This is a genomic window from Burkholderia sp. Ac-20345 (genome assembly GCF_017104825.1).
Classification (GTDB): domain Bacteria; phylum Pseudomonadota; class Gammaproteobacteria; order Burkholderiales; family Burkholderiaceae; genus Burkholderia; species Burkholderia lata_B.
The window spans coordinates 1-16571 of the sequence record NZ_JAAGPO010000215.1 but is presented as its reverse complement, the minus strand read 5'-3'; the positions used below and the strand labels follow the sequence as shown (position 1 = coordinate 16571).

At 68.7% G+C, this 16571-nt stretch carries 12 protein-coding genes and 1 pseudogene; 6 read left to right on the top strand and 7 right to left on the bottom strand.

Translation table 11 applies throughout. The annotated features are described in order from the left end of the window. The first annotated feature begins 98 nt into the window (after positions 1–98). Together G3O06_RS40500 and G3O06_RS40495 are read left to right on the top strand one after the other, a co-directional pair. Positions 99–941 carry a glycosyltransferase gene (locus G3O06_RS40500; RefSeq protein WP_205819457.1) on the top strand — a complete coding sequence of 281 codons (843 nt, stop codon included), beginning with the start codon at positions 99–101 and terminating at the stop codon, positions 939–941. A gap of 135 nt (positions 942–1076) precedes the next feature. After that, entirely contained in the window at positions 1077–2357 is a 1281-nt protein-coding gene (locus tag G3O06_RS40495; RefSeq protein ID WP_174915834.1) for an O-antigen ligase family protein, read from the top strand. Positions 2358–2482: 125 nt separating this feature from the next. On the opposite strand, the gene G3O06_RS40490 is transcribed toward G3O06_RS40495, so the two are convergent. From G3O06_RS40490 to dnaE, 3 genes are all read right to left on the bottom strand, one after another. Then, on the bottom strand, positions 2483–3661 hold the full coding sequence (locus G3O06_RS40490; RefSeq protein WP_205819456.1) for a glycosyltransferase family 9 protein: 1179 nt from the start codon (positions 3659–3661) through the stop codon (positions 2483–2485). 184 nt (positions 3662–3845) lie between these two features. Then, positions 3846–4934 (bottom strand): glycosyltransferase family 9 protein, encoded by a 1089-nt coding sequence (locus tag G3O06_RS40485; RefSeq protein WP_205819458.1) that lies wholly within the window; start codon positions 4932–4934, stop codon positions 3846–3848. Between the two features lie 307 nt (positions 4935–5241). Further along, on the bottom strand, positions 5242–8775 hold the full coding sequence (gene dnaE / locus G3O06_RS40480) for a DNA polymerase III subunit alpha (RefSeq protein ID WP_205819455.1): 3534 nt from the start codon (positions 8773–8775) through the stop codon (positions 5242–5244). A 216-nt stretch (positions 8776–8991) separates the two neighbouring features. Here dnaE and G3O06_RS40475 point away from each other — a divergent pair, with 216 nt between their 5' ends. Both G3O06_RS40475 and gluQRS read left to right on the top strand, forming a co-directional pair. Next, positions 8992–9846, top strand: coding sequence for a sulfurtransferase (locus G3O06_RS40475; RefSeq protein ID WP_205819454.1), 855 nt, complete (start codon positions 8992–8994; stop codon positions 9844–9846). A 22-nt stretch (positions 9847–9868) separates the two neighbouring features. After that, the gene (gene gluQRS / locus G3O06_RS40470) at positions 9869–10762 is read left to right on the top strand and encodes a tRNA glutamyl-Q(34) synthetase GluQRS (RefSeq protein ID WP_205819453.1); all 894 of its coding nucleotides are present in this window, start codon (positions 9869–9871) and stop codon (positions 10760–10762) included. Between the two features lie 192 nt (positions 10763–10954). On the opposite strand, the gene G3O06_RS40465 is transcribed toward gluQRS, so the two are convergent. The 4 genes from G3O06_RS40465 to purT form a co-directional block, all read right to left on the bottom strand. Then, on the bottom strand, positions 10955–12523 hold the full coding sequence (locus tag G3O06_RS40465; RefSeq protein WP_205819452.1) for a DEAD/DEAH box helicase: 1569 nt from the start codon (positions 12521–12523) through the stop codon (positions 10955–10957). Between the two features lie 478 nt (positions 12524–13001). Further along, a complete protein-coding gene (locus G3O06_RS40460; protein WP_174971745.1) occupies positions 13002–13382 on the bottom strand; it encodes an MliC family protein in 381 nt (126 codons plus the stop codon). Between the two features lie 81 nt (positions 13383–13463). Then, positions 13464–13649: a DUF6726 family protein gene (locus G3O06_RS40455; protein WP_174915828.1), complete on the bottom strand. Its 186-nt coding sequence runs from the start codon at positions 13647–13649 to the stop codon at positions 13464–13466. 18 nt (positions 13650–13667) lie between these two features. After that, positions 13668–14882 carry a formate-dependent phosphoribosylglycinamide formyltransferase gene (gene purT / locus G3O06_RS40450; RefSeq protein WP_205819451.1) on the bottom strand — a complete coding sequence of 405 codons (1215 nt, stop codon included), beginning with the start codon at positions 14880–14882 and terminating at the stop codon, positions 13668–13670. Between the two features lie 213 nt (positions 14883–15095). Between purT and G3O06_RS40445 the strand changes: the two genes are divergently transcribed. Both G3O06_RS40445 and G3O06_RS40440 read left to right on the top strand, forming a co-directional pair. Then, positions 15096–15641 (top strand): META domain-containing protein, encoded by a 546-nt coding sequence (locus G3O06_RS40445; protein WP_174915826.1) that lies wholly within the window; start codon positions 15096–15098, stop codon positions 15639–15641. Positions 15642–15818: 177 nt separating this feature from the next. Continuing rightward, a pseudogene (locus tag G3O06_RS40440) lies at positions 15819–16571 on the top strand (DNA translocase FtsK); the annotation flags it as partial.

The following is a 16571-nucleotide window of genomic DNA, read 5'->3' as shown; positions in this document are numbered from 1 at the left end:
GCCCGGCGTTACAATGCCGGGCTGCCCGCGCCGCGCGTGCCCGCCCGACCGGCGGTGCCGCGCGCCGCCCGCCACGACGACCACCGAATCCGACCGCCATGTTCTCCATCATCATTCCGACCTGGAACAACCTGCCGTACCTCAAGCTCGTCGTCGACAGCCTGCGCCGCCACTCCGCGTACGACCACCAGATCATCGTGCACGTGAACGACGGCTCGGACGGCACGCTCGACTGGGTGCGCAGCGAAGGCATCGAACACACCGCGTCGCCGACCAACATCGGCATCTGCCACGCGGTGAACTGGGCCGCCGCGCGCGCCACGCGCGACTACGTCGTCTACATGAACGACGACATGTTCTGCTGCCCCGGCTGGGACACGGCGCTCGTGCGCCGCATCGAACAGATGCCGACCGACCTCTTCATGCTGTCGGGCACGATGATCGAGCCGGTCGACACGCGCAACCCGTGCGTCGTGGTCAGCAATTTCGGCCGCGACGCCGAACATTTCGACGCGGCGGGCCTCGTCGCGGCGGCCCCGAAGCTCGCGCGCGCGGACTGGCTCGGCTCGACCTGGCCGCCGACGCTCGTGCACCGCGACTGGTGGAACCGGATCGGCGGCTACAGCAGCGAACTGTCGCCCGGTATGAGCAGCGACAACGACTTCTCGATGAAATTCTGGGATGCCGGCTGCCGGATCTTCGTCGGCGTCGGCGACAGCCTCGTTTACCACTTCCAGCAGAAGAGCACGGGCAAGATCGTCAAGAACGACGGTCGTCGCCAGTTCCTGAACAAATGGGGCATGACCCAGGCGACGTTCGACCGCTACTACCTGCATCGCGGCGAGCCGGCCGGCACGAATATCGTGCTCGACACGCCGGCCGCAGAAGGCCGCCTGAAGCGCGCGCTGCTGCGCTCGCGGATCAAGCGAGCCTTCAGCTGATCAGACCCCGAAAACAGCACGGAAACGCCCCCTGCTTCGCGTATACTTTGCGCCGTTCGCCCCGGATCTCCCGCCGGAGCGCGCGGCGCGCAGTACGAAGTCCGCAAGCCGCATTCGTCCATTCGACAGGTTCCGATGCTTTCGTTTTCCGCTCCCGCCTCGCGGCGCCTGACCGCCGCCCGTGCATTCGCCGTCGCCGCGCTCTGCATGGTGCCCGTCTCAACCGCGCTGACCAACGTGTTCTGCGGGCTGTTCGCCGCCGCGCTCGTGATTTCGCCCGAATTCTGGCGTGACCTGCGCTCGTTCGTCACCGACCCGGCTTCGCTCGCGGCGCTGCTGATCCTGGCCGCACTGGCTGCCAGCGTCACCTATACGGTCGCGCCGCACAACAAGGCATGGAACTGGGTCGCCAAGTACGACAAGCTGCTGCTGCTGCCGTTCGCCGTGCTCGCGTTCCGCCATTCGAACTGGGCGCCGATCGTGCGGCGCTGCTGGTTCGGCACGCTGTGCGTGATCCTGCTGCTGTCGACCACCAACTATCTCGGCCTGACCGCGATCGGGCCCGCACATGCGAGCGGGCTGCCCGAGTCTCGCGCCTGGGTGTTCAAGAACCACATCGCGGCCGGCATGTTCGGTGCGCTGCTGTTCTATCAGGCCGCCGATCTCGCGCTGTCGGCCCGCAAGGCGCTGCCGCGCGTGACGTATGCCACCCTGGCCATCTGGTCGCTCGTCAACGTGTTCGTGATGCTGCAGGGACGTACCGGGCAGATCATCGCGCTGCTGCTGATCCTCGTCGTCGCCGTGCGTCTCGTGCTGTTGCTGCGCCGGCAGTCGGCGCTGCGCGCGGGGCTCGCCGCCGGCGTGTTCGTGCTGGCCGGCATCGCGGTCGTGGTCGCGGCGTGCACGGTCCACAACGGCCGGCTCATGAAGGTCGTGACGGAAGTCCAGCAATACCGGCAGAGCGACGCGGTGACGTCCGCCGGGCTTCGCCTCGAGTGGTACAAGAAGGGGCTCGAGCTGTATCGCCAGCGCCCCGTGATCGGCTATGGCGCGGGCGGCCTGGAGTCGGAGTTCGAGCGGCTGACGGCCGGCAAGACGGCCGCCGAGGGCCAGCTCACGTCGAACCCGCACAATGAATACCTGCTGATGGCCGTGCAGCTCGGCACGCTCGGCCTGGTGCTGTTCGTCAACCTGATCGTGCAGATTGCGCGCGGCAGCCGCACGCTCGATCCGCGCTCGCGGCATCTGCTGCTCGGCTGGCTCGCGATTTTCGCGATCGGCAGTCTCGCGAATTCGCTGCTGCTCGATTTCGCCGAAGGGCACCTGATCGTGCTGCTGGCCGGCATCCTGCTCGGCTGCGGCGAGCGCGGTGAGGCGCTGCCGCGCGAGACGTCGGCGATCCGGCGCAGCGCGTAACGCGCAACGGCCCATGCTCCGCTGGCGTCCGGCTTCGGCCGCAGCGGAGTTCACGACCTTCGAAGGAAAACGGGCTACGCGGCTCGCCGCAACACAAGCCGCCTGCGTCCAGCAGGAAACGCGCGTCAGTCGGACCCGGTGCGATGCAGTCGCGACGTATCGACGACGGATTCGGCCGGGCCCGGCGGATTCAGCCCGAGCATCTCGGCCGCCGCGGCTTTCACGCGCTGCGCACCAAGATTGACGAGGCAGTCGCTGCGGCTGTCGACCTTGCGCTCGCAGCCCTCGTGCCGGCACGGCACGCAATCGCCCTCCCCCTGCAGCAGCCACACGTTCCCGTGCCGCCCCGAGCCGCGCAGCGGCCACGGATTCTCGGTCGCGGGCCAGTGTTGCGGCCACGGCCCCCAGCGCACGGGGTCGGACGGGCCGAACAGCGCGATCGTGTCGGTGCCCGTCGCGGCCGCGACGTGCGTCGCGCCGGTGTCGGGCCCGATGAAGAGCCGTGCTCGCCGCACGAGTTCGGCGCTTTCGCCGAACGTCAGGCGTCCGACCAGATTCAGCACGTCGCCGCCCGCTTCGGCCGCGATCTGTTCCGCATATTCGCGCTCGCTGTCGGCCGGGCCGCCCGACAGCGCGACCGCGAAACCGTGCTCGCGCAGCCAGCCGATCATCTCGACCCAGCCGTCGAGCCGCCATTGCTTGTAACGAAACATCGGATACGGATGCAGGACGACCAGCGGCTTGCCGTCGCGGATCGCCGGCGACTCGGCGAGCCACGCGTCGAAGCGCGCGCGCCGTGCGGGATCGTCGCCGATGCCGGGCGCAACGACCTCGGACACCGGCTCGATGCCGATCACCGGCGCGAGTGCGAGTGTGCTGACGACCGTATGCGCGGATTCGTGATGATTGATCGCGATCCCGTTCAGCATCATCCGCGTGAGCCACGTCACGCGGTTCGGGTCGACGAGGCCTACCCGCTTGCGGCCCGCGAACCAGCTGTAGAAACGCGGCCGGTCGGAGCTCAGCGCCGCGCACGCAAGATCGTAGCGGCGCCACATCGACAGCGCGTCGCGCAGCCGCTCGCCGAATCCCGCTCGTTGCGCGACGACGATCACGCGCCGCACGTCCGGATTGTGCTCGAGCACGCCTTCGGTGCCGCGAAACACCAGCATGTCGATCTGCGCTTCCGGCCAGCGGGCCTTCAGCGAACGGACGAGCGGCGTGGTCAGCAGCACGTCGCCGATACGGCGCGGCGCGGCAACGAGGATGGTTCTGGGCGGGCGGGCGGAAGAAAACAGGGCCACGGCGATGGGTGTGTCTGGCTGGCTGAACAAGGCTGGCAATGTACAGGATTTTGCAGCAGCCGGCGCGACATGGCGAATCGGCCGTGCGGCTGCCCTGATACGGCCCCGCGCGCGAAGTGCCGCGCGGCAGGCGCACTGCGCGCCGGCGCCGGTGCCGTACGCGGTGCTTGCAATGCCCGCAGTGCTATGAAGCGATCGTCATGATCCCAGGCGTCGCAGCAGCAGATGGCCGCGTGTGTGCTGCGTCGACCGGCGGTTCGTCGCGATGGGTGGCCTGCGGCAGCAGGTGAAGCACCGCGCGTTCGACCGCATCGACGTCGATCGCGTCGACGGTCGCGCCGGCGCGCAGGATCACGTGCGGCACACCGAGCGGATGCCAGCGCAGGTATTTCTCGGGACGGTCCTCGAACAGCGCAGCGACGGGCACGCCGAGCGCCGATGCAAGATGCACGGGGGCGCTGTCGGCCGAAACGATCGCGTCAAGCAGGCTCGCGGCAGCCACCAGCTCGGCAACCGACGACGGCGCGACATGGCGCGCGCACACGTCGCGCCACGAGTCGTCCTCGGGGGCATGGCCGACGGCCGGGTCGCGGAACACGATCAAGTCGGCGCACGGTGCAAGCCGCTCGGCGAGGTCGCGCCAGCGGTCCGCGGGCCAGCGGCGCTCGGCCGCCTTGTTCGTCACGAACAGGCCAACGCGCGGCTTCGTGCGCGCGCCGAGCAGCCGATACCACGCGTCCTGCAGCGCGCGGTCGGGATGAACCGACAACTCGAGGCGGTCGAGATCGGCGCGGCCGAGTTCGGGCACGAGCCGGAAACCCGACAACGCCTCGTGGCACATCGGCCGCTGCGCGACATGCTCGGGCTTGCGATCGTCAAATTCGGTCTCGGCATCGTGCCAGCGGCAATCCTTCGCACCGATCTGACGCGCGAACTGCATGCTGCTGCGATGCATGCCGCCGTTCGGCACGACCACGAGGTCGAACCGCAAGCGACGCAGACGGCGCACGAGCCGCAGCCGGTCGAAGAACGCGCGCATCCGCCCGGGACGGTCGTTGCGCTCGCATTGGCGGCTATAGACGTAGGTGTGGATCGTGTCCACGTCCGGGTTTCCGGCCAGCGCGGCCGCGTTGTAGCGGTTCGCGACCACATGTAGCTCCGCACCGGGCCAGCGCTCCTTCAGCGCGCCGAGAAACGCCGTCGTGCACAGCATGTCGCCCAGAAAATCAATCCGGATCACGAGGATCCGCTGCGTCGGGTTCCCATTGGCCATGGTCATGTGGTGACTGTCAGTTTTTTGTCGTCGCGACGGGCATTCCACGGCATCCGGTTCCGGGACGGCCTTGTCGCATGTCGCCGTTCGCCGCACGGATCCAACCCCGTTTAAGTGCGCGATACCGGCGCCACCCGCCGGACGAGCGGCGGTCGGCGCCGCGTTCGTGCGGCTAGCGCCGGATTGTATAGCGTCCGGATGGCCAGCCCAAGACCTGCTTGCCCGAACATGCAAAAACGGCCCGCCGCACCGCACAAGGGCGATGCGACGGGCCGCATGGCGTGACAGCCGCCTGGCGGACGCGGGGTCAGTACGTGATTTCCACGACGCTGCCGTCGAACGTCGCACGCAGCTCCGCGAGCAGCACGTCGCTCGGTTTCACGCGCCACGCATCGCCGAGGCGCATTTCGCCTTGTGCCCGCGCGTTGCTGTAGTGGACCTGGACCGCGAGCCCGTTCGGCAGCGGCGCCTGTGGGCGACGACCGCCATCGCGCCCGCCGCCGCGCGGCGCAGGCGCTTCGACCACGTTCGCAGCTGCCGGATCGTCCTTCGACACGTGCGGCTCGAGCACGCGGCGCAGCGCGGCCGCATCGGCGTTGCCGTTCATCGTCAGCCGCACGGCCTGCGCATAGCGGCTGCGCGCGCGTTCGAGATCCATCACGGTATCGGCCGTGAAGCGGATACCGCCCGTGAACGCATCGTTGCGCGCCTGCCCCTGCACGATCAGCAGCTCGTCTTCCTTGAACAGCGCCTTGTTCGCCTCGAACTGCTCGTTGAAGATCGTGATCTCGCACTGGCCCGAGCCATCGTCGAGCAGCGCGATCAGCATCTTGCCGCGCTGGGTCATCTGCGTGCGCAGCGACGCGATGATGCCGGCCATGAGCTTGTCGCGCCCTTCTTTCAGGTCGCCGACCTTCTGCCGCACGAAGCGGCGGACCTCGTCGCGATACGCGTCGAACAGGTGGCCGGACAGGTAGAAGCCGAGCGCGCCCTTCTCTTCCTGCAGGCGGCGCTTGTCGTCCCACGCGGGCTCGTCGACGAGCGCATGCGCGTGCGGCGACTCGGCGCCCATGTCGAACAGGCCGGCCTGCATCGCGTTCGCCTCGGCCTGGTCGGCCGCTTCCATCGCCAGCGGCACCGACGCGATCAGCTGCGCACGGTTTGCATTCAGCGAATCGAACGCGCCGGCGCGGATCAGCGCCTCGACCGTGCGGCGGTTGACGACACGCCGGTCGATCCGCTCGCAGAAGTCGAACAGGTCGGTAAATGCCTTTTCCTCGCGGGCGCGCAGGATTTCCTCGATCGCGTTCTGGCCGCTGCCCTTCACCGCGCCGAGGCCGTAGCGGATCGTGCGCGAGCGCTTGCCGTCGGCTTCGGCGACCGGCTCGAAGCGGTAATGCGACTGGTTGATGTCCGGCGGCAGCACGGCGAGGTTGTTCACGACGCAATCGTCGAACAGGATCTTCACCTTGTCGGTGTCGTCCATCGCGAGCGTCATGTTGGCCGCCATGAATTCGGCCGGATGGTGCGCCTTCAGCCACGCGGTGTAGTACGCGAGCAGTGCGTAGGCGGCCGCGTGCGACTTGTTGAAGCCGTAGCCCGCGAACTTCTCCATCAAGTCGAAGATTTCGTCGGACTTCTCGCGCGTGAGGCCGTTCGTTGCCGCGCCCTCGGCGAAGATCTCGCGGTGCTTGGCCATCTCCTCGGGCTTCTTCTTGCCCATCGCGCGACGCAGCAAGTCCGCGCCGCCGAGCGAGTAGCCGCCGATGATCTGCGCCATCTGCATCACCTGCTCCTGATAGACCATGATGCCGTAGGTCTCTTTCAGGACGGGTTCGACGCGCGGATCCGGATAGTCGACCTTCTCGCGGCCGTGCTTCCGTGCGCAGAAGCTCGGGATCAGGTCCATCGGGCCCGGACGGTACAACGACACGAGCGCGATGATGTCCTCGAAGCGGTCGGGCTGCGCATCCTTCAGCATGCCCTGCATCCCGCGGCTTTCCAGCTGGAACACCGCGACCGTATTGGCCTTCTTCAGGATCTGGAACGACGCGGGATCGTCGAGCGGCACCTGCGCGAGCGACCAGTCGGCCTTCGACGGATCGAGGCGGCGGATGTAGCGCTCGGCCCAGTCGAGGATCGTCAGCGTGGTGAGACCCAGAAAGTCGAACTTCACGAGGCCGACGGCTTCGACGTCGTCCTTGTCGTACTGGCTGACCACGCCGCCGTCGTCGCCCTGCGTGTACAGCGGGCAGAAATCGGTCAGCTTGCCGGGCGCGATCAGCACGCCGCCCGCGTGCATCCCGACGTTACGCGTGAGGCCTTCGACACGCTGCGCGAGATCGAGCAGCTGGTGCACCTCGTCCTCGTGGTCGTAGCGCTCCTGCAGCTGCGGCTCTTCCTTCATCGCGTCGGCGATCGTCACGTGCTTGCCCGGCTTGAACGGGATCAGCTTCGCGATTCCGTCGGTGAACATGTAGCCGAGGTCGAGCACACGGCCGATGTCGCGAACGGCCGCCTTCGCGGCCATCGTGCCGAAGGTGGCGATCTGCGACACGGCGTCCGCGCCGTACTTCTCCTTCACGTACTGGATCACACGGTCGCGGCCGTGCTGGCAGAAGTCGATGTCGAAGTCGGGCATCGACACGCGTTCCGGGTTCAGGAAGCGCTCGAACAGCAGGTTGTAGCGCAGCGGGTCGAGGTCGGTAATGCCGAGCGCGTACGCGACCAGCGAACCGGCGCCCGAGCCGCGGCCCGGGCCGACCGGCACGCCGTTGTTCTTTGCCCAGTTGATGAAGTCCGCGACGATCAGGAAGTAGCCCGGGAAGCCCATCTTCGTGATGGTCCCGCACTCGAATTCGAGGCGCTTGTAGTACGTGTCGCGCTGCGCGTCGCGTTCGGCTTCGGCCGGATACAGCTGCGCGAGACGGGTTTCGAGCCCTTCCTTCGACAGCTGGACCAGGTAGTCGTCGAGCGACATGCCGTCCGGCGTCGGGAACAGCGGCAGTTTCGGCTTGCCGAGCTCGAGCTTCAGGTTGCAGCGCTTCGCGACCTCGACCGTGTTCGCGATCGCCGACGGCAGGTCGGCGAACAGTGCGGCCATGTCGTCCTGCGTGCGGAAATACTGGTCGGTCGTGAAGCGCTTCTGGCGCCGCGGGTTCGCGAGGATGTCCCCTTCCGAAATACACACGCGCGCCTCGTGCGCGGTGAAATCGTCGTCGGTCATGAACTGCGTCGGGTGCGTCGCGACGACCGGCAGCTTCAGCGCCGCGGCGAGCGTCGCAGCCTGCTGGATGTACGCCTCGGCGCCCGGCTGGCCGTAACGCTGCAGCTCGATGTAGAAACCGCCCGGGAACACCTTCGCCCAGCGCTCGGCGTGACGGCGCGCAGCTTCTTCGTTGCCCGCGGCAAGCGCGAGCCCGATGTCGCCCTGTTGTGCGCCCGACAGCGCGAGCAGCCCCTGCGCGAGCTCGCCGTCGAGCCAGTTCGCGTCGAGTTCCGCACGGCCGCGGTACTGGTTCGTGAGCCACGCCTTCGACAGCAGCTCGCAGAGATTCAGGTAACCGACCTTGTCCTTGACGAGCAGCAGCAGCCGCGACGGCTTGTCGCGGTCGTCCGGATTGGCGATCCAGACGTCGCAGCCGGCGATCGGCTTGATGCCCTTGCCGCGGGCTTCCTGGTAGAAACGGACGAGGCCGAATGCGTTGCCGAGATCGGTGAGCGCGAGCGCGCCCTGACCGTCTGCGGCCGCCGCCTTGACGATGTCGTCAATGCGCACGATGCCGTCGGCAATCGAGAATTCGGAGTGAACGCGAAGATGGACGAAGCGGGGATCTGACATGGGCGCTATTGTAGCCGCCCCGCCGCGCAGGCTGCCCAAAAAATCCCCGCTCTGGCCGTTCGGCCGATGCGCGCGACCACACGCCGCGCGGCTGGCCAAACGGCAGGATGCCGGCCTGAGCGCGGTTTGCGGGATAATACGGTTTTTCGAATCAGCGCCCCGGCTTCGCACCCTTTTTTGCGGGCCGCCGTGCGGCCGTTTTCCCGTCGGACCATCATGACCATCGTCAACCTCGCCGCCTACCACTTCGTGTCGCTCGACGCGAACGAGCAATGGCGCCCGCTCGTCACCGCCCGCTGCAACGAACTCGGCCTGCGTGGCACGATCCTGCTCGCGCCGGAAGGCATCAACCTGTTCATCGCCGGCACGCGCGAAGCCGCCGACGCGTTCATCGCGTACATCCGCCACGATCCGCTGTTCGAAGGCAAGTTCGCGACGCTGCAGTTCAAGGAAAGCCTGTCCGACTCGCAGCCGTTCCGCCGCATGCTCGTGCGCCTGAAGCGCGAGATCATCACGATGAAGAAACCGGCGATCAAGCCGGAACTCGGTCGCGCACCGTTCGTCGACGCGCGCACGCTGAAGACGTGGCTCGACCGCGGCCACGACGACACGGGCCGCCCGGTCGTGATGCTCGACACGCGCAACGCATTCGAAATCGACGTCGGCACGTTCGACGACGCGCTCGACTACCGGATCGACAAGTTCAGCGAATTCCCGGAAGTGATCGACGCGAACCGCGCCGACCTCGAAGGCAAGACGGTCGTGTCGTTCTGCACGGGCGGTATCCGGTGCGAGAAAGCCGCGATCCACATGAAGGAAATCGGCATCGAGAACGTGTACCAGCTCGAAGGCGGGATCCTGAAGTACTTCGAGGAAGTCGGCGGCGCGCACTATCACGGCGACTGCTTCGTGTTCGACTACCGCACCGCGCTGAACCCGCAACTCCAGCCCACCGAGAACGTCACGTGCTTCGCGTGCCGCGCGGTCGTCACGCCGGAAGCGCAACAGTCGCCGAGCTACGTGTCCGGCCAGTCGTGCCCGGCCTGCGCACCGGCAGCCAGCGCCGCGTAACCACGCGCTGCCCCGCGCCCCGATGACTGCCTATCGCGGCCGCTTCGCGCCGTCGCCCACCGGCCCGCTGCACTTCGGCTCGCTGGTCGGTGCGCTCGCGAGCTGGCTCGACGCGCGCGCGCACGGCGGTGCATGGCTCGTGCGCATCGAGGATCTCGACGGCCCGCGCACGGTACCCGGCGCGGCCGACGACATCCTCGCGACGCTCGCGCATTTCGGCATGACGCCCGACGAGCCGCCCGTCTGGCAAAGCACACGCGATGCCGCCTATACGGCCGCACTCGAACGGCTCGTCGCGGCCGGGCTCGTCTATCCGTGCGGCTGCACGCGCAAGGAAATCGCCGATTCGCTGCGCGCCGCGCACGAGCGCCACACGACGCTCGCCTACCCTGGCACCTGCCGCACCGGCCTGCACGGCAAGCCCGCGCGCGCGTGGCGGCTGCGCGTGCCGGACGGCGGCGACGCGATCGTCACGTTCGACGATCGCTGGCAACACATGCAATCGCAGAACCTCGCGACCGAAGTCGGCGATTTCGTGCTGAAGCGCGCGGACGGCCAATGGGCCTACCAGCTCGCAGTCGTCGTCGACGATGCCGATGCGCACATCACGCACGTCGTGCGCGGCGCCGACCTGCTCGACTCGACCGCGCGCCAGATCCACCTGCAGCACTGCCTCGGCGTGCCGACCCCGCAATACCTTCATGTGCCCGTCGTCGTCGATGCGAACGGCGAAAAGCTCAGCAAGCAGACGGGCGCGATCGCGCTCGAACGCGACGATCCGCTGCCGGCACTGCAGGCCGCGGCCGCGCACCTGGGCCTCGCGCGCGACGGCGCGCTCGCGGGCACGACGCTCGACGCGTTCTACGCAGCCGCAACGGCCGCGTGGGCGACGCGCTTCGGGCCGCAGGCCGGCTAACGCACGGCAGCGCGCCGGTTTCGCGGCGATCGGGTGCCCGCCGGGTGCCGACTGCATCGCTCGCCACCGGCACCCCACGCCCTCTTCCGCTCCCCATCGAATCACGGCCCCAATGAAAAACGGGCACATGCTCATCGCATGCACCCGCTTCTCCCGCAGCGCTCGCGCGCCGCTCCGTCACATCCGCCGGACTTACGCCGACGGCTTGCGCGGCATCCCGAACCCGCCGAGCAGCGCGGCGACCTGACGCTTCGGCCCCTTCTTCTCGGGCTGCTGCGCAGGCTGCGCATCGTCGTGCTGCTTCGCCGGCGCCGACGGCTCGTACGGCTTCAGGAAGAAATCGTCGACCGGCGCTTCGTGGCGACGGTGATGACCGCGCTCGGAGCTGCCCGGCCGGCGCCCCGAAGCGCCGCGATGTTCGTCGCGATCGCGACGGCCGCCTCGTTCGCCACCCCGTTCGCCACCGCGCTCGCTGTTGCGGTCGCCGCCGCGGTCGTTGCCGCGCTCGTCGTGACGAGCGCGCGCCGGCTTGTCGAGCGCGAGCGTCTGCATTTCGAGCGGACGCTTGATCAGCTTCTCGATATCGGCAAGCTGCTTGCGCTCGTTCGGGCTGCACAGCGACAGCGCGTCGCCCGTCGCACCCGCGCGGCCAGTACGGCCGATCCGGTGCACGTAGTCTTCCGCACTGAACGGCAGGTCGAAGTTGATCACGGCCGGCAGTTCGGCGATGTCGAGGCCGCGCGCGGCCACGTCGGTCGCGACCAGTGCCTCGATCTCGCCGCGCTTGAACGCGTCGAGCGCCTGCATCCGCTCGAGCTGCGTCTTGTCGCCGTGAATCGCCGACGCGACCACGCCGTCGCGCTCGAGGTTGCGTGCGAGCCGGCTCGCGCCGATCTTGCTGTTGCAGAACACGATCACCTGCTTGAGCGCGCGATCGCGCAGCAGCTGCACGACGGCCGCCTGCTTGTCGCCTTCGGCGACGTCGTAGACGATCTGCGTGACGTTCGCGTTCGTCGAGTTGCTGCGCGCGACCTCGATCGTCTGCGGATTGCGCAGGTAGGTCGACGCGAGCTTCTTGATTTCCCCCGAGAAGGTGGCCGAGAACAGCAGCGTCTGGCGCTCCTTCGGCAGCAGGTTCAGGATGCGCTGCAGATCGGGCAGGAAGCCCATGTCGAGCATCCGGTCGGCTTCGTCGAGCACCAGGATCTGCACCTGGCCGAGGTTGGCCGTCTTCTGCTGCACGTGGTCGAGCAGGCGGCCCGGCGTCGCGATCAGGATCTCGACGCCGCGGCGCAGTTCGGCCATCTGCGGGTTCATGTCGACGCCGCCGAACACGACCGCGCTACGCAGCGGCGTGTGCTTCGCATACGCGTGCACGTTCGCGGCTACCTGGTCGGCGAGTTCGCGGGTCGGCGTGAGGATCAGCGCACGCACCGGGTGGCGCGCGGGTGACGCGCTCGTGTTGGCCTGCGGCAGCAAGCGCTGGATGATCGGCAGCGAGAAGCTCGCGGTCTTGCCGGTACCCGTTTGCGCGGCGCCCATGACGTCGCGGCCGGCGAGCACGACCGGAATGGCCTGCGCCTGGATCGGCGTCGGCGTCGTATAGCCCTGCTCCGCAATGGCTTTCAGGATATCGGCGGCAAGGCCGAATTGATCGAAGGTTGCGTCGACGGGCTTGGCGACAGAATCGGACATGGTGGCGTTTCGCTCAAAAGGCGCGGCGGGGACATCGTGCGTCAGGCCAGCCGGGCCTGCGCTCATCACAATTCGGAAATAGACGGAGCCGCGGCGCGCCGCGCGGCGCCGCTCTGGCGCTTGGGACCGGTTCAATGCGAACGCTGGACGCCAGGCCGTGCGGACTCCGTTCGGCGCGAATGCCGGCGGAAAGGGCCGTATTGTAGCACTGCGCGGCCATCTGTCCGTGACAACGCCGCGAACGCCCGCAACGGCGGCTCGCGCGGCGGGCCCGGGCAGGCCCGCGCGGTCGATGAATGGCCCGGTCGGGCTATGCCGATCGGCCGACAGGCGACAGGCGACAGGCGATGGGCGATGGGCGATGGGCGATGGGCGATGGGCGATGGGCGATGGGCGATGGGCGATTTTAGGGGCCTGATCATGGCTCGTCTTGCCCGGTCGCCCGCGGCCAGCCTGCTACCCCAGCCCGCATGCCGGGCCGTCAGGCCCGAGAGCCGGTCGCCGGCAGGCACCTTCTGGCGCGCCCCACGTTCGCGCCAGACGCTCAGCCCTTCTTCTTTTTCTTCTCGACCTGCACGCAGTCGCCCAGCAGCGGCGGCGAGTTCTGGTCGGCAATCTCGTCGCGCAGCGTCGCTTCCTTGCCCTTCGTCCACCACGTATAGCGGCCGGCCTGGTAGCGCGCGCCCGACGCCGACACGGTGTCGACGAACAGCATCTGCTTCCCGTTGACCGGCACGAGCGCGAAGCTCTGGCCGTTGCCTGCGAGCCAGTACGACACGCGCACCGGCTGCTTCTGGTTCGCGCACTGGTAGACGGCGAACTGGCGCGCATCGGCGTCGATCTCTTCGACGGTCAGTTGGGCGGCATGCGCGACGGAAACGGCCGTGCCGGCGAGCGCGAGCGCGGCGAGGGTTTGGCGAATCATGCAGGTCCTCTCACGAGACGGGTGGAAACGCGCCCTCGCGGGGCGCGCGATTATTGTGGGCAATCGCGTCGGGTATCGTGATCAGGGATCGATGACGTCGGCACACGCGTCGGTCGGCGCGGCCGCGAGGTGGCCGACGAGCGGCACGATCTTGAGTCCGGCCGAGGCCACCCGGCAGGGTGCGGCCGCGACGCCGCAACCCGCGAGACTCGCGACAAGCGCCAGCGCGGCGGCCAGTTTTCCGATACGCAACCAGTTCGGCGTCATCGTCCTCTCCTGGTTACGTCAGCGGGCCGACACGGGCCGGACGGCCGCGGCGGCGCGCTTCGCGCGTTCGCGGGCTTCGTCGACGGTCGCGCCGGTTGCCAGCGCGACGCCCATGCGCCGCTTCGCAAAACTTTCCGGTTTGCCGAACAGGCGCAGGTCGGCGCCCGGCACCGCGAGCGCTTCACGCACGCCCTCGAACGCGATCCCGCGCTCGTCGAGCCCGCCATAGATCACGGCCGACGCGGCCGGCGTACCGAGCGCCGGATCGACCGGCAGCCCGAGAATCGCGCGCGCGTGCAACTCGAATTCCGACTGGCGCTGCGACGCGAGCGTGACGAGGCCCGTGTCGTGCGGCCGCGGGCTCACCTCGGAGAACCACACGTCGTCGCCGCGCACGAACAGCTCGACGCCGAACATCCCGCGCCCGCCGAGCGCCTCGGTGACCTTGTGCGCGATCTCGCGCGACTTCTCGAGCGCCGTGGCGCTCATCGGCTGCGGCTGCCACGACTCGACGTAGTCGCCCGCGACCTGCACGTGGCCGACCGGCTCGCAGAAGTAGGTGCGCGTGGCGTTCGTCGCCGGATCGATCGCGCGTACGGTGAGCTGCGTGATCTCGTAGTCGAAATCGATGAAGCCCTCGACGATCACGCGGCCGTGGTTCACACGGCCGCCCGCCATCGCGTAATCCCACGCCGGCTTCACGTCGGCATCGGTCTTCACGACCGACTGCCCCTTGCCCGACGACGACATCACGGGCTTCACGACGCACGGCATGCCGATCTTCGCAACGGCCGCGCTGAACGCTTCGAACGAATCCGCGAACGCATACGGCGACGTCGGCAGGCCAAGCTCCTCGGCCGCGAGCCGGCGGATCCCTTCGCGGTTCATCGTGAGCTGCGTCGCGCGCGCGGTCGGGATCACCTCGGCGAGGCCGGCCGCCTCGATCGCCGCGAGCGCGTCGGTCGCGATCGCCTCGATCTCGGGCACGATCAGGTGCGGGCGCTCGGCCTCGACGATCGCCCGCAGCGCGGCGGCATCCGTCATGTCGATCACGTGCGCGCGATGCGCGACCTGATGGCCCGGTGCGTCCGGATAGCGGTCGACCGCGACGACTTCGACGCCGAGCCGCTGCAACGCGATGATGACTTCCTTGCCGAGTTCGCCGGCGCCGAGCAGCATGACGCGCGTGGCCGAGGATGAGAGCGGCGTACCGAGCCGCTGACCGATCTGCATGTGATTACCCGCTTCTGGTGGATGACGAAAACGGCTCCGATGTTAACACGCGCCACGACACCGGTTTGGCGCGTTTCGCCGCGCCGGCGCCCGGTCGCGGGCCGCTCGCGAGCGGGCTGCGAACGTTTTCACGCACGAAGTGTCGGCTCGCCTGCCGCAGGGCGGGTGCGTTACTCTTACGCCTTGATCAGAATCCGATGAGGAACGAGGCTCATGTCCCACCTGTCCGCCGCCGCACGCGCACGCACCGGCCTGCTTCGCCCGTTGCGCGCGCCGCTCTGCGCGTTGACGCTTGCCACGCTTCTCGCCGCCTGCGCGATGCCGACCAATCCCGATTCCGCCGCCCCCGCGCCCGACCCGTACAACCCGGCCGCCGTCCAGCTGCTCGACGACACGAGCTGGGAACTCACCAGCTGGCTGAACGCCGACGGCACGCAGCGCGCGATCCCGCACGGCGACAACGGCGAGCCGATCAAGCTCGCGCTGTCGACCGATTCCGGCATCCGGCGCGCCAGCGGGTTCTCGGGCTGCAACCGCTACATGGGCACCTACGCGATCAAGAACGGCCTGCTGAGCTTCGGGCCGCTCGCCGGCACGCGGATGGCCTGCCCGAATACGCTCGGCGGCCAGCTCGAGGCCGCGTACCTCGACGCACTCGCCCACGTCGACAAGACCGGCGTGCAGATGCGCGAGCCGCAGCAATTGCAGATCGTGACCGCTTCCGGCGCAACGCTGACCTTCACGCACCGGAGCCCCTGATGCACGGCGCGCGCGAAGGCCGACCGACCGCCTTCGCGTGGCGCGCCACGCGCGTGTGCCGCGCACACGCGTCGCGCGGCGTGAATCGAATGCACGCCGCGTTAGAGTCTTGTTCGCCGGCCGGTTAAACTCGGCGGGTCGCGCCCCGCGCGCCCCTCCCCACTCCTGTTTCAAAGCATGCACACGGTAGTCTTCGGCTGGTTCGGCATCTCCGCCGTCTGGTTCCTCCTTCTCTTCTGGCGTCTCGTGCAGGCGATGCTGCCTGGCGGCGGCGGGCTTGCCGGCCGCGGCTCGATCCGTCTGTGGCTCGGCTTCGCCGCGGTGTTCGTGGCAAGCTGCACGCTGACGAGCCCGCTGTCGGGCCCCGACACGGACGCGCTCGGCCATGCGTTCTCGGCAGGCTTCGCCCACGTGCTCGGCCCGATCGGCACGCCGGTCGCGATGGTCGTGCTGTTCTTTGCCGGGCTGCCCTGGCTGACCGGCATCGGCTGGCGGCAGTTCGCCGCATGGGTCGATACGTCGTTCGGCGTCAAGCTGTCGCGCGACGGCGGTGACGACGACGCGCGCGGCATCGCCGACCTGCCGCGCAGCGCGCTGCATCGCGACGACGACGTCGTCCAGCCGACCACCGCGCACACCGTCAATTCGATGGCGCCGCGCCAGAACGGCCGGTATTCGCGCCCGACGCTGTGGAAACCCGACCCGCAGGCGCGGCCGAAGCCGCGCAGCAGCACGCCCCCGCGTCCTCACGTGGAACCCGTGGCGCCGTCGGGCTGGTTGAAGCCGACCACACCCCAGCGCAGCATGCCGACACCGCCCGCGCCGATCCCCCCGGCCAGCGCGATGCCGCCGCCCACGACCGGCAGCACCGCCAGCCTCGCGCGCGCGGCAGCGAACTCGCAAGTCCCGCGCCCCGATCCGGCCCCGCTA

Coding starts and splice junctions, on each gene's coding strand:
- G3O06_RS40500 (WP_205819457.1), top strand. CDS start 99: ATGTTCTCCATCATCATTCCGACCTGGAACAACCTGCCGTACCTCAAG.
- G3O06_RS40495 (WP_174915834.1), top strand. CDS start 1,077: ATGCTTTCGTTTTCCGCTCCCGCCTCGCGGCGCCTGACCGCCGCCCGT.
- G3O06_RS40485 (WP_205819458.1), bottom strand. CDS start 4,934: ATGGCCAATGGGAACCCGACGCAGCGGATCCTCGTGATCCGGATTGAT.
- dnaE (WP_205819455.1), bottom strand. CDS start 8,775: ATGTCAGATCCCCGCTTCGTCCATCTTCGCGTTCACTCCGAATTCTCG.
- G3O06_RS40475 (WP_205819454.1), top strand. CDS start 8,992: ATGACCATCGTCAACCTCGCCGCCTACCACTTCGTGTCGCTCGACGCG.
- gluQRS (WP_205819453.1), top strand. CDS start 9,869: ATGACTGCCTATCGCGGCCGCTTCGCGCCGTCGCCCACCGGCCCGCTG.
- G3O06_RS40465 (WP_205819452.1), bottom strand. CDS start 12,523: ATGAGCGCAGGCCCGGCTGGCCTGACGCACGATGTCCCCGCCGCGCCT.
- G3O06_RS40460 (WP_174971745.1), bottom strand. CDS start 13,382: ATGATTCGCCAAACCCTCGCCGCGCTCGCGCTCGCCGGCACGGCCGTT.
- G3O06_RS40455 (WP_174915828.1), bottom strand. CDS start 13,649: ATGACGCCGAACTGGTTGCGTATCGGAAAACTGGCCGCCGCGCTGGCG.
- purT (WP_205819451.1), bottom strand. CDS start 14,882: ATGCAGATCGGTCAGCGGCTCGGTACGCCGCTCTCATCCTCGGCCACG.
- G3O06_RS40445 (WP_174915826.1), top strand. CDS start 15,096: ATGTCCCACCTGTCCGCCGCCGCACGCGCACGCACCGGCCTGCTTCGC.